The 12,292-nt window shown below is 70.6% G+C and carries 15 protein-coding genes; 2 read left to right on the top strand and 13 right to left on the bottom strand.

Annotated elements, in window-relative coordinates:
- The 11 genes from smc to QM597_RS00610 all read right to left on the bottom strand — a co-directional run.
- On the bottom strand, positions 1 to 2,612 hold a 2,612-nt coding region (gene smc / locus QM597_RS00660), incomplete at its 3' end, for a chromosome segregation protein SMC (RefSeq protein WP_415002947.1).
- A gap of 52 nt (positions 2,613 to 2,664) precedes the next feature.
- Positions 2,665 to 2,865, bottom strand: a complete 201-nt coding sequence (locus QM597_RS00655) for a hypothetical protein (RefSeq protein ID WP_415002946.1) — start codon at positions 2,863 to 2,865, stop codon at positions 2,665 to 2,667.
- Between the two features lie 171 nt (positions 2,866 to 3,036).
- A complete protein-coding gene (locus QM597_RS00650) occupies positions 3,037 to 3,618 on the bottom strand; it encodes a MerR family transcriptional regulator (RefSeq protein ID WP_415002945.1) in 582 nt (193 codons plus the stop codon).
- Positions 3,619 to 3,767: 149 nt separating this feature from the next.
- Positions 3,768 to 4,229, bottom strand: coding sequence for a bifunctional nuclease family protein (locus QM597_RS00645; RefSeq protein ID WP_415002944.1), 462 nt, complete (start codon positions 4,227 to 4,229; stop codon positions 3,768 to 3,770).
- A 5-nt stretch (positions 4,230 to 4,234) separates the two neighbouring features.
- Complete coding sequence (locus tag QM597_RS00640; protein ID WP_415002943.1) at positions 4,235 to 4,927, bottom strand: MerR family transcriptional regulator; 693 nt, start codon at positions 4,925 to 4,927, stop codon at positions 4,235 to 4,237.
- Positions 4,924 to 5,370 (bottom strand): FHA domain-containing protein, encoded by a 447-nt coding sequence (locus QM597_RS00635; protein WP_415002942.1) that lies wholly within the window; start codon positions 5,368 to 5,370, stop codon positions 4,924 to 4,926. The genes QM597_RS00640 and QM597_RS00635 overlap by 4 nt, the downstream gene beginning before the upstream one ends.
- Before the next feature lie 74 nt (positions 5,371 to 5,444).
- On the bottom strand, positions 5,445 to 5,819 hold the full coding sequence (gene gcvH, locus QM597_RS00630; RefSeq protein ID WP_415002941.1) for a glycine cleavage system protein GcvH: 375 nt from the start codon (positions 5,817 to 5,819) through the stop codon (positions 5,445 to 5,447).
- A 27-nt stretch (positions 5,820 to 5,846) separates the two neighbouring features.
- Complete coding sequence (locus QM597_RS00625) at positions 5,847 to 6,560, bottom strand: DUF881 domain-containing protein (protein WP_415002940.1); 714 nt, start codon at positions 6,558 to 6,560, stop codon at positions 5,847 to 5,849.
- The gene (locus tag QM597_RS00620; RefSeq protein ID WP_415002939.1) at positions 6,553 to 6,885 is read right to left on the bottom strand and encodes a small basic family protein; all 333 of its coding nucleotides are present in this window, start codon (positions 6,883 to 6,885) and stop codon (positions 6,553 to 6,555) included. The genes QM597_RS00625 and QM597_RS00620 overlap by 8 nt, the downstream gene beginning before the upstream one ends.
- Positions 6,882 to 7,691 (bottom strand): DUF881 domain-containing protein, encoded by an 810-nt coding sequence (locus tag QM597_RS00615; RefSeq protein ID WP_415002938.1) that lies wholly within the window; start codon positions 7,689 to 7,691, stop codon positions 6,882 to 6,884. The genes QM597_RS00620 and QM597_RS00615 overlap by 4 nt, the downstream gene beginning before the upstream one ends.
- Positions 7,688 to 8,314 carry a CDP-alcohol phosphatidyltransferase family protein gene (locus QM597_RS00610; RefSeq protein ID WP_415002937.1) on the bottom strand — a complete coding sequence of 209 codons (627 nt, stop codon included), beginning with the start codon at positions 8,312 to 8,314 and terminating at the stop codon, positions 7,688 to 7,690. The genes QM597_RS00615 and QM597_RS00610 overlap by 4 nt, the downstream gene beginning before the upstream one ends.
- A gap of 102 nt (positions 8,315 to 8,416) precedes the next feature.
- Between QM597_RS00610 and QM597_RS00605 the strand changes: the two genes are divergently transcribed.
- Positions 8,417 to 9,034 carry a superoxide dismutase gene (locus QM597_RS00605; protein WP_415002936.1) on the top strand — a complete coding sequence of 206 codons (618 nt, stop codon included), beginning with the start codon at positions 8,417 to 8,419 and terminating at the stop codon, positions 9,032 to 9,034.
- A 195-nt stretch (positions 9,035 to 9,229) separates the two neighbouring features.
- Here QM597_RS00605 and QM597_RS00600 read toward each other — a convergent pair whose 3' ends face one another.
- Together QM597_RS00600 and QM597_RS00595 are read right to left on the bottom strand one after the other, a co-directional pair.
- Complete coding sequence (locus QM597_RS00600) at positions 9,230 to 11,167, bottom strand: cytochrome c oxidase assembly protein (protein ID WP_415002935.1); 1,938 nt, start codon at positions 11,165 to 11,167, stop codon at positions 9,230 to 9,232.
- Entirely contained in the window at positions 11,164 to 11,670 is a 507-nt protein-coding gene (locus QM597_RS00595; RefSeq protein ID WP_415002934.1) for a copper resistance CopC family protein, read from the bottom strand. The genes QM597_RS00600 and QM597_RS00595 overlap by 4 nt, the downstream gene beginning before the upstream one ends.
- 61 nt (positions 11,671 to 11,731) lie before the next feature.
- Between QM597_RS00595 and QM597_RS00590 the strand changes: the two genes are divergently transcribed.
- Positions 11,732 to 12,250 carry a hypothetical protein gene (locus tag QM597_RS00590; protein WP_415002933.1) on the top strand — a complete coding sequence of 173 codons (519 nt, stop codon included), beginning with the start codon at positions 11,732 to 11,734 and terminating at the stop codon, positions 12,248 to 12,250.
- The last annotated feature ends 42 nt before the right edge of the window (positions 12,251 to 12,292 follow it).

Below are 12,292 nucleotides of genomic sequence, written 5' to 3'. Positions count from 1 at the left end.
TCGATCTCCGAACGCAGCACCGCCGCAGCCTCGATGGACTCCCCCAGACGGCCCAGCGCCCGGTCCGTCGCGGCGATCACCACCGACGCGACCTCGGCCTCGCGCCGCTGCCGCTCGCGCCGCTCGGCAGCCCTGCGGCGGGCCTCGCGCTCGGCCTCGGCCGAACTCACCAGCGCCCGCACCTGCCCCTCCAGCGCCCGCGCCCGCTCCTCGTTGGTACGCAGCGCGAGCCGCGCCTCGGTCTCGGCCCGGCGCGCCTGCGCCGCCGCCTGCGACAGGGCCTCCATCTCGGTGGTGTCCGGCTCCTCGTCGGGTGCGGCCTCGGCCTGGGCCAGCCGCTCCTCCAGATCGGCCAAGCCGCCCCGGTCGCGCTCGTGCGCCGCCTTCGCCTCGATGATCTGCTGATCGAGACGCTCGGCCTCACCCCGCGCCGCACGCGCGGTCGACCCGAGCCGGCCCAGCGACTCGGCCACCGCCGCCATCTCCGCATCCGACTCGTGCAGCCGCTCCAGCACGGCATCGACGGCCTTGCCCGCAGTCTCCCGCTCGGCGGCCAGGCGCTGCTGCTCGAAACGCGCCCGCTCCAGGTCGTGACGGGTGCGCTGCAGGTCGGCGGCGGCCTGGTCGACTGCGGCCTTGACCTCGATGAGGCTCTGGCGGGGTGCCGACCCGCCCGAGGCGAAATGCGCGCCGAGCAGGTCGCCGTCGCGGGTGACCGCCGTGACGTCGCCGGCCTGCCGCACCAGGACGCGCGCCCGGTCGAGATCGTCGACAACCGCCACCTTGAACAGCAGGCGGCGCACCGCGCCAGTCAGGTTCTCGGGGGCCTCGATCACGTCGGCGGCGTAGACCGCGAAGTCCGGCAGCGACGGCCACTCGGTCTCGTCGGCGACGCTGCCGCCCAACAGCAGGCCTGCCCGCCCCAGATCGTCGTCCTTGAGCTTGCGCATGGCACCCACTGCGGAATCGAGGGCATCGACGGCCACGGCATCGGCCGCAGATCCCAGCGCGGAAGCCACAGCGGCCTCGTATCCGGGACGCACCGCCAACAAGGCCGCCACCGAGCCGAGCACGCCGGCCACCTGGTCGGAGGCAGCCAGCAGCGCGCCCGCGCCGTCCTTGGCGTCCAGGCCCAGTTCGAGGGCGTCCTTGCGCGCCACGAGCGCCGCCTCGGACCGTTCGAGATCCTGCACGCGGGCCGCGACCTCGGCGGTCGTCGCCTCGACCTCGCCCAGCGCGGCCTCGGCCCGCTCCAGCTCCGCGTCCAGACCCGACTCGCCGGCCGACAGCCCGGCGATCTGCGTCTCCAGCGCGGTGAACTCCGCCTGCGCCGCGTCGGCCCGCTCGATGGCGGCGTCGCGGGCGGCCGTCAGACGCCCCAGTTCGGCGTCGGCGGCCTCGGCCCGCGAGCGGATCGCGTTGACCTGACCGTGCAGGCGCGCCAACCCCTCGCGCCGGTCGGCCGCAGCGCGCAGCAGGCCCGCGATGCGCCGCTCCTCCTCGGCATAGGCCTTCTCGGTCTCGGCCCGCTCGGCGACCACCCGTTCGAGGGTCTCGGCCGAGGCGGCCACCTCCTCGGAGAGCCGGTCGTGCTGCTCCTGGGCACGCCGCGCATCGGCCTCCAACTCCTCCGGATCACGGCCGTGGCGCTGCTCCTCGGCGTTGACCGCCGCCAGGCGCACCCTCTCGGCGGCCAGGCTCGCCGTGCCGCGAAAACGCTCGCGCACCCCCGACAGCGCATACCAGGCGTCCTGGGCCGCCGACAGCCGCGGCGCATCGTCGCGGAGCCGGTCCTCCAGCTCGGCCTCGGCGCGCCGGGCCTGTGCGATGGACGCCTCCACGGCCGCCCGGCGTTCGCGCAAGGCGGCCTCGTCAGCCAGCTCGGTCTCGATGACCTGCTGGGCAGTGACCACATCGTCGGCGAGCAGCCGGGCGCGCGCGTCACGGACGTCGGCCTGGATCACCGCAGCCTTGCGGGCCACCTCGGCCTGCCGCCCGAGCGGCTTGAGCTGGCGGCGCAGCTCGTTGAGCACATCGGCCAGGCGGGTCAGATTGCCCTGCGTAGCCTCCAGCTTGCGCAGCGCCTTCTCCTTGCGCTTGCGGTGCTTGAGGACGCCGGCGGCCTCCTCGATGAAGCCGCGGCGCTCCTCGGCCGTGGCCCGCAGCACCGAGTCGAGCTGCCCCTGGCCGACGATGACGTGCATCTCGCGGCCGATACCCGAGTCGCTCAGCAGCTCCTGCACGTCGAGCAGGCGCACCGTGTCGCCGTTGATGGCGTATTCGGAGCCGCCGTTGCGGAACATCGTGCGCGAGATGGTGACCTCGCTGTACTCGATGGGCAGCGCACCGTCGGAGTTGTCGATGGTCAAGACGACCTCGGCGCGGCCCAACGGCGCGCGCCCGGCGGTGCCGGCGAAGATGACGTCTTCCATCTTGCCGCCGCGCAGCGACTTCGCGCCCTGCTCACCCATGACCCAGGCGAGGGCGTCGACGACATTGGACTTGCCCGAGCCGTTGGGGCCGACGACACAGGTGATGCCTGGTTCCAGTTCCAGGGTCGTCGACGACGCGAAGGACTTGAAACCGCGCAGCGTCAGGCTCTTCAGATACACGGCCCCACCCTAGAGGTCGCGCGGACGGACACCTGCTGAGGTGCGCGCCCGGTCAGCGGCCGACGGGTTCCAGCAGGTCGGCTGCGGTGACGGACTCGACCCGCTCGTGCAGCGCGGCGAGCAGGCCGTCGTTCTCGGTCTTCAGGCGCTCGACCTCGGCCTCCAGGTCGGCGACGCGGCGCTTGAGGAGCGCCGACTGATGCAGTTGAGCGGGGGTCGGGCCGCCGAGATAACCGACAAGGGCCTTGGCCATGAGATGAAGACCTCCAACGATGAGGCGAAAAGATCCGAAAGTGCCGGGCGGCGCGAGGCGGGACAGCCTCATTCCCGCGTCTTCCAGTGTCCCACCGGCCACGCAGCCGGTCAAACTCCGGGCTAAAGCGAAGCCAGGAACGACCCCGGCCTCACTCCACCGGCGGACGCCCTAACTGGCACCTCGAGCGCGGCGGCGGGCCGCCAACTCGTCGTTGACGAGCCTCGGGGCAGGGACCGTCCGTTCGCTGGGCAGTTCGTGCAACGAGCCTTCGATCTCCTTCCACACCCCGCCGATGGCGATACCGAAGACCCCTTGGCCGCCGCGCAGGAGGTCGATGACCTCATCGCTGGAGCGGCACTCGTAGACGCTGGCACCGTCGCTCATCAGCGTGACCTGGGTCAGGTCGTCGGTGCCGCGCTCGCGCAGATGCTCGATGGCGGTACGGATCTGCTGCAGCGAGACCCCCGCGTCGAGCAGGCGCTTGATGATCTTGAGCAGCAGGATGTCGCGGAAGGAGTACAGGCGCTGCGTGCCCGAGCCGGTCGCCGAGCGCACGGTCGGCTCGACCAGTTTGGTGCGCGCCCAGTAGTCGAGCTGCCGGTAGGTGATGCCCGCTGCCGAGCAGGCCGTGGGGCCGCGAAATCCGGTGTCCCCGGGGACCGGTGCCAGATCGTCGTCGAACAACCGTCCTTGCTGCTCAGCGGCCGAGGCCGTCGCGCCAGCGTGGTCGGCGTCGCGGGGATCGGTCATGTCACGCCCTACTTTTCGATGCGTCGGTACAGGGAAGACTACTCCGCTCCCGGAGGCGGCGGTGAGATCAACAGCAACCTCAACGTAAACATGAGGGTTAGAGTGGTCAAGGACCGCTGCGGCGTGTCGGGCCGCCGACTGCCTGACCGCTACGCGAAGTCCTCGGGAACCACGTCATCGAGGAACTCGCGGAAGCGCTCCACCTCGGCCTCCTGGTCCGATTCTGGCACGATCCCGGCATCGTCCAGCACATCATCGGCGCAGAACACGCTCGCCGCACAGCGCAGCGCGAGAGCAATACCGTCGGAAGGCCGCGCCTCCACCACCGCACCGGAGGCGAAGCACAGTTCGGCGAAGAAGACCCCGTCGTCGACATCAACGATCTCCACCCGGTCCAACTCGTCGCCCAGGGCGTCGATGACCGCCGCCATGAGTTCGTGCGTCAGCGGTCGCTTGGCCTGCGTGTCCTGCAGCGCGAAGGCGATGGCCGAAGCCTCCACCGCGCCGATCCAGATCGGCACCACCCGCGGCCCGCCGACCTCCCGCAACAGCACGAGAGGCTGATTGGCGGGCATGTCGACCCGAACCCCGACGATCTGCATCTCGCGCATGGGCGTCAGTCCTGCAGCAGCGAGCGCAGGACCATCGTGTGCAGCCGGATCGACCCCGCAGCGAGCGCCGCCGCTGTCGCCTCGGCATCCTCGCCCGTGCGCGGCCCGACCACCTGGCGCACCAGGTCGGCCTCGCGCTGGGCCGCAGTGCGCACCTGGCGCAGATGCCGCGGCTCGACGCCGAGGTCGGCCAGCTCGGCGACCGCAACCGCGATGGCCAGATCGTCGCCGTCGTAGTACCGCTGGCGCGCCCGGCGCACGATCAGGCCGTGCGCCTCCATCTCCTCCAGCAGCACCTCGTCGATGCCCGCCTGGTCGATCAGGTCCTCGCGGGTCAGCCGCTCCCGGCTGGGCTTCTCGGCAAAGGTCGCCTCCGTCGGCAGCCCGTCGGGCGCCAGCGTCAGGTGCCGGCCCGTCTGCGCGGTCGGCGCGCGGCCGTTGTCCATGTCGTCGAGCACCTGGCGGATGTGGCTCAGCGGCCAGAAGGCGTCGCGCTGCTGGCGCAGGATGAACCGCAGCCGCTCGACGTCGTCGAAACTGAACTTGCGATACCCCGAGGGCGTCCGCTCCGGCTCCAGCAGGCCCTCGGACTCCAGATAGCGGATCTTGGTGATGGTCAGGTCCGGGAACTCCGGGCGCAACTCATCGAGCACCTTGCCGATGCCGAGGCGATGCAGGGACGCCTCGCTTGCGTTCACAGGCGGCCCTGCTGCGCGGCGGCCTGGAAGAACAGCAGCCGGAACTTGCCGAACTGGACCTCGTCGCCGCCCGACAGCGCGATGTCGCGCTCGATCCGGTCGCGGTTGACGTAGGTGCCGTTGAGGCTGCCCTTGTCGGACACGACGAAGGTGTCGCCCTGGCGGCGCAGCGTCGCATGGCGGCGCGAGACGCTGATGTCGTCGAGGAAGATGTCGCTGGCCGGGTGACGTCCGACGGTGATCTCGTCGGCGTCGAGCAGAAAGCGCGCGCCGGCGTCCGGGCCGCGCTGCACGAGCAGCATCGCCGCGCCTGTGGGGAGCCGTTCGACCGTCGCCAGATCGTCGGCCGACATCTCTTCGGTGTCGTGATCGACGAACGGGATATGAGTCGTATGGTCGGTCAGGTCACGCGGGAAGTCCACACCGTCACCTGGCGTCGTCATATCCCATCACTCCTGGTCTGCGGGTACACGCCGGTCGCGTCCGCCCTGAGGTGTCCAACCTAACATCCGGCATGTCAGGCCGACGTGAGAGCGGTGTACTCCTCGGGCGTCAGCAGGCCCTCGGCGGCACCCTCGCCCACGCGCACCTTGAACAGCCAGCCTTCGCCGTAGGGATCGGAGTTGACGACCTCCTCCGAACCGTCGAGGGCGTCGTTGCGGGCGATGACCTCCCCGGCGACCGGACTGAACAGGTCGCTGACGGACTTGGTCGACTCGAGTTCGCCCACCGTAGAGCCTGCCTCAACAGCGTCGCCGACCTGCGGCAGATCGGCATAGACGATGTCGCCGAGTTGATCCTGGGCGAAATCGGTGATGCCGACCGTGGCAACGTCGTCGTCGATGCGCACCCACTCGTGCTCTTCGCTGTAGTACAGGTCCTCGGGAATCACCGGTGCTCCTTCAGGGGCGACAAGGGGTCAAGAGTCGTTGTGAGCGTACTCGGGTGCGATCGCATCAGCCAGTGCCGTCATGGTGATCGTGTCGACGCGCTCGACGGTCAGGGTGCCGCCGCGCGACTCGACGCGATCGGACACGCCGCCGCGAAAACCCATCGCCGACTCCAGCGTGGCCGGATCGCCAATGGCCTCGATGACGTACGGCGCCTCGACACGGGTGCCGGAGACCAGCACTCCCCCGGCCTGGCTGTCGTCGGCGAACCACGTGTGCGCCACGATCCGGGCATGCCCGTTGATGACGATGGCCTCGGCTCCGGCGTCGCGCAGCTCCTGCACCATGTCCAGCAGCAGGGACGCGCCGATGTCGCCCTGCGGATCGTCCAGCGTCAGCCGCACGCCCGGGCCGGTCGCGCCCACCGTGCCGGCGAGGATCGACAAATCGTCGAGACGGCGCTGCGCCTCCTTCTGCGCGGTCTCGGAGGCGTCGGTGGAGGTCTGCAACTCGTCGCGGGTGGCAGTGAGGTCGGCGATCTGGTCGGTCAGCCGGCCGTTGGTGGCATCGAGCGTCTTGAGCAGGTCGACCAGTTCGGCGCTACGCAGGTTCTGGTAGTTGTCGGCCTTGTCCTGGCCGACCTGGACCGTCACCGCGAAGGCGAGCAGGCCCAGCAGGGTCGCCGTCGCCACCTGGCGCGGGCGGCTGGCCGGGCGCGCGGCGCGGGCGGCGGACTCAGGCATGGAACACCCGCCGCCTGATCGCTGCGGCGTTGGCGAAGATCCGGATGCCCAGCACCACGAGGACACCGGTCGACAGCTGCGAGCCGACGCCGAGCTGGTCGCCCAGGAAGACGATGAACGCCGCGATCAACACGTTCGACAAGAACGACACGACGAAGACCCGGTCGTCGAAGCGCCGCTCGCCGAGGGCGCGCAGCGCGCCGACCACGGCGTCGAAGGCGGCGACGATGGCGATGGGCAGGTACGGCTGCAGCGCGACCGGGACCTCGGGCTGCACGACGAGTCCGACGCCGACGCCGATGAGGAGTCCGAGAACCGGGATCATGGTGTTCCTTCGTTCGGGGGCAGCGCCGTGGCGTGGGTGACGGTCGTGCGGTGAGCCGGGGCCGGGGGCAGCGCCTGGTCGCCTGTGTCGGCCAGCGAGTAGGTCAGCTCGTCCTGCGTCTGGCGGCGCTTCCAGTAGTCATCTTCGCCGCTGGACTCCAAACGATCAACGATGGCCTCCCGGTCACCGATCACCTCGATCACATACGGCGCGCCGATGGAGGTGAAGTTGATGGTGATCGCCCCGCCGGCGGTGCGCAGCGAGGTCAGGGCACCCCAGCGCTGCCCGTTGACCGCGATGGCCTCGGCACCGCCGATCCACAGCTCGTTGACCAGCGCCTTGAGCTCGCCGTCGCCGATGGCGACCCCCTCGGCGGGCGCGATGGTGATCGTCAGGCCGTCGCCACGCACCGCCGCGACACCGGTCGTCAGCTCCACGGCCAGCTCCTCGGGGGTCTTGACCAGATCCCCCTGGAGCGCGGCGACATCGGCCTCCAGGGCGTCGACCTGGGCCTGGAGGTCGGCGCGCAGAACCTCGCTCTGCTCGATATCGTCCAGCAGGGCCGTGCGCGTGGCGCTGCGCGAGGGAAGGTCCTGGTAGTACTGGACCGCCGTGATGGTGATCATCAGGGTGAACAAGCCCAGCATGAGCGCCGTGGCCAGCGTGTTGACGCTGCGGGAGCGCGAATAGCGGCCGGGCCGCACCAGATAGTAGTCGTCGTCCAGCGCCCGCTCGGCGATCAAGTCGAGCAGGCTGGTCGCCTCCCGGCTATACGGGGCGCTCTCGGGGCGCGGCGCGGACGTCATGCCCGGCGGCGCGCGGGAGGCCGCTTCCTCGACGGGGGCGGCTCGTCGGCCGGCGCGCGTTCAGTCGTCGACAAGAGCTTGCGGACCTGCACGGCGTACAGGACGCCGCCCCACCAGTACAGGCCCACGCCCCAGATCGCGAAGGCCCAGCCGAACACGTTGGCCAGGTCGGCAACCGTGCCCGTGCCGTCGCCGAGCAGCAGCAGCGGGAAGGCGTACAGCAGGCCCGCCGTGGCGGCCTTGCCGAGGAAGTGGACCGGCAGCGAACTGAAGCCGCGGGTGCGCAGGAAGGGCACCAGGCTGAACAGGAACACGTCACGCAGCGGGATCGCGACGACGAGCCACCAGGGGATGATCTCGCGCAGGCCAAGGCCCACGACGACGGCCAGGATGTACAGGCGGTCGGCGACTGGATCGAGGATCGCGCCGATCTTGGAGGTCTGGCCCAGCTTGCGGGCAAGCTTGCCGTCGAGGTAGTCGGTGACCCCAGAGACGACGAGCACGACGAGTGCCAGCTCGTCCTCCTGCGGCCCCAGGACGAGCCACAGGAACACGGGCACCAGCAGCAGCCGGGCGAAACTGAGCGCGTTCGGCACCGTCAGCACGCGATCCTCGGTGTTCATCACGGCCACCTTAGGCCATATCGCGAGACCAGATGATGCGTACTTCACCATCAGTGCCAAGATGAAGGCGAACCCCAATCTGCACTCTCAGTAGGAGGACGCGTGGCTGACTACACCTTGCCCGATCTGTCGTACGACTACGGTGCCCTGGATCCGCACATCTCCGGCAAGATCATGGAGCTGCATCACTCCAAGCACCACGCCAACTACGTCGCCGGCCTGAACACGGCGCTGGAGAAGCTCGAGGAGGCGCGCGCGACGGAGAACTTCGGTGCCATCGCCGGCATCGAGAAGAACCTTGCATTCAACCTCGGCGGCCACATCAACCACTCGATCTTCTGGAAGAACCTCTCGCCCGAGGGCGGCGACAAGCCAGTCGGCGACCTGGCTGCGGCGATCGACGACAACTTCGGCTCGTTCGATGCGTTCCGTGCGCAGTTCGAGCAGGTGGCGCTGACGATCCAGGGGTCCGGCTGGGCGATCCTCGCCTGGGACAGCCTGGGCCAGAAGCTGCTCATCGTGCAGCTGTACGACCAGCAGGCCAACATCCCGGCCACGCTGATCCCGATCCTGCAGCTCGACATGTGGGAGCACGCCTTCTACCTCGACTACCTCAACGTCAAGGGCGACTACGTCAAGGCGTTCTGGAACATCGTCAACTGGGCCGATTCCGCCGAGCGCTTCACCGCCGCGACCTCCGGTGGTCAGATCCTGTTCTGAGAGGTCTCGCTGGCTGAGGTGCGAGCGAGGAACGGGCGGGCCTCGAAGCCAGGTGCCCGTGGTCCCTTCGAGGCTCGCTCCGCTCGCACCTCAGGGACCGGGACCCGCCTGCCTGCGCATGTTCCGAGTTCGCTTCGCCGACGCGCCGCCGCCCCGTACCGGGGTCGCGGCGCGTCGGCGTTTCGGAGGAGGGCCTCAGCCCCGGTCGCGCTCGGCGAGGGCGCGCAGCCGCTCGTTGTAGGCGCGCAGTTCGGCGTCGTCGTCGCGGTCGGCCGCACGGTCCAGTCGGCGCTGTTCGCGCAGGTCCGAGCCGAACCACTGGGCCAGCAGGGCGAGCATGACGATGAGCAGCGGCACCTCCCCCAGCGCCCACGAGATGCTGCCGCCGAGGTACTGATCGGCCAGCAGATCGGTGCGATACGGGCGCTGCAGGGCCAACCAGTACGACTCGCCGGTCGGCACGCTCGCCGACATGACCGCGACCGAGAAGAATGCGTGGAACGGCAAGGTCACCAGCAGCAGGCCGAAGCGGGCCAGCGGCACCAGACGCTGCGGCGACGGGTCGACCCCGATGACGACGTAGTAGAACAGGGTGCCGACGGCCAGGAAGTGCAGTTCCATCCCGACGTGACCCAGGATGCTGCGCATCAGCACATCGAACAGCGACGTGAAGTAGAGCGCGTACAGGCTGCCGATGAACAGGATCGGCCCGACGACGGGGTGGGTCAGGAAGCGGGCCGCCCGCGAATGGATCACCGCCAGCAGGACCGCGCGCGGCGAAACCTCCCCCGGCCTGCGGGGGCCGGGGAGCGCCCGCAGCGCCAGGGTCACCGGCGCGGCGAGCACGAGGAAGATCGGTGCGACCATCGACAGCAGCATGTGACTGACCATGTGCGCGCTGAACAGGACGTGCGAGTAGACGCCCAAGCCACCGAGCGTCGCCCACGCGACCACCGACATTCCTGCGGCCCACGCGAGGCTGCGGCCGACCGGCCAGCGATCCCCCCGGCGGCGCAGCACGACCACTCCCGCGAGGTAGGCCGCCGTGCCGAGGCTGACGACGGCCAGGCCGACGCCGCTGGGGTAGAAGCCGGTCAGGAACCGCTCCAGCGTCGGTGCCGGGGGCATCGGACTGCCGAGCAGGCTTTCGGCGGGGGTCAGCAGCACTTCTCCGGCCGGAGGGGCTGTCCGCGACAGCGCTACCGCGATGCCGACGGTGCCGAGCATGACCAGCGCCTCGCCGGCCGCCAGCCGGGCGAACCCGGCCCCGTCCGCAGCCAGGACCCGCCGGCGCTGCCACCATCCGAAAGCCCCGAGCATGGCGAAGGCCAGCGCCTTGACCATGACGATCCGCCCGTAGGCCGATCCGAGTAGTTGGTCGACCGAGGAGGCCCGCACTGCGGCGTTGAGCACCCCCGAGACGCCGACCACGACGAAGCACCACAGGGCGAGCGTCGAATAGCGCGCCAGAGCCGCCCCGAGCCGCTTACTACCCCGCATCGCGAGCCAGCCGAGCGCGACGAGTCCGCCGACCCAGACCGCGACGCCGGTCAGGTGCAGGTAGAGGCTGACCGAGGCCAGCGAGTGCGATCCGCCGGAGGCCGCGTGTCCGGTCAGGGCCGACGGCAGCATCACGGCGAGGGCGAAGAGGCTCCAGCCGGTCAGGGCGCGCACCCCGATGGTCCAGCGCAGCGCGACGGCCAGCACCAGCGCACCGAGGGCCTGCAGGGCGATGGCCCGGCCGATCTCGCTGTCGGTCGTGACCGCCGACAGGATGCTCGCGTCGAGTCCGCTCAGCGGGACGGCGAACAGGTCGGCCGCGGTTACCGGGTACAGCGCTGCGGTCGCGGCCAGCCAGACCCAGGCCGCACGACGCGCCAGGGCGACAGCGTCGACCGCCAGCCCCCGGACGTCGTCACCGTCCGACGGCAGCAGGAGCGCGGCCAACGCGAGGAAGCCGACCACGGCGATCCCGGCGAGGTCGCCGGCCAGCGACAGGGTGGGCACCAGCCAGCCCACCAGCGGCCCGGTGTCGGGCAGGCCGGATGCGGCCGGCCTCGGCGCGGCACCTCCGGCCACGAGGCTCACGACCAGCGCGGTGAAGGCCGTCGCAGCGCCGACGGCCAGCCTCATGCGGAGGGGTCCGGCCGCCGCATCCGCCGCCAGACCAGGATGGCCGCTAAAGCGATCCACGGCACCGTCACCAGGGCGATCCACCAGGTCTTCGACGAGGTGACCTTCTCCACCGTCCCCTGGGCGACCTTCTCGCCGCCGGTGACCTCGAACTCGAAGGCCCCCTCGACCGGGTGCCCGTCGGCCGAGACGGCTCGATAGTCGACGCGATAGGTCCCGGCCAGACCCGGATCGTCGGTGAGCGGCTGCACCAGCACCGGGCCACGGACCTCGGACTCGCCCTCGGCGATCAGCGACCCGTCGGGCGCGGTGACCGTGACATAGGACGGGCGGTTCATCTCCTCGTTGAACGTCATGCTGACCTGCTCCGGCAGCGCCGGGAGGCTGGAGCGTTTGTCCGGATCGGTCGAGACGATCCCAGCGTGGGCGGCGGCCGGAGTGGCCGATCCGATCACGCACAGGGCGATCAAAGCGGCGGCGAGGAGGGAGCGAGTGCGGGTCATGGCGCTGCCGAGCGTACCCGCCGGGACCACGCGCCGACAGCCCAGTGCTAGCCTCCGGGCCATGTGGGACCCAGGCTCCGGCGGGGTGCGCTTCGCGCGCTCGATGGCGGCCGGCCTCGTCGTCGCGGTGGTCGCGGCGGGTTCCCACGTGTTCGGCGGAGGTGCCGCCCATTCCTCGTGGATCGCGGTGGTACCGGCGGCACTCGCGGTGACTGCGGTGACTTACGTCCTCGGCGGCCAGCGCGTGAGCGCTCCGGCGCTGGCCGCCCTGCTCGCCAGTGCCCAGGCCGGGGTTCACGCGCTGTCGTCCTATCTGCACGCCCATGCGCCGTGGCGCGACGATCCGGCCATGGCACTCGCGCACCTGGCGGCGGTCGTCGTGAGCGCGCTCCTGCTGGCGCGCGGCGAGCAGGTGCTGTGGCGGCTGCACGCCTGGCTGCGGCGCTGGCGGATCGCCCCCGCCGGGGCCACACCGGCCCTCCGGCCGCTTCGCGCCGCGACGTCGGCTCCCGCACCGGCCCGTCCGGTGATCCTCCTCGGCGGGCTGAGCCGCCGCGGCCCTCCCCTCCCGGTCGTCTAGAGAACCGCTGATTCACGGGCCGATTCCGCTCATTGAGGTGCG

The sequence above is a fragment of the Aeromicrobium sp. genome (genome assembly GCF_047607065.1).
Taxonomy (GTDB): Bacteria; Actinomycetota; Actinomycetes; order Propionibacteriales; family Nocardioidaceae; genus Aeromicrobium.
The sequence above is the reverse complement of the archived record's forward strand: the minus strand, read 5'-3'. Positions and strand labels throughout refer to the sequence as shown.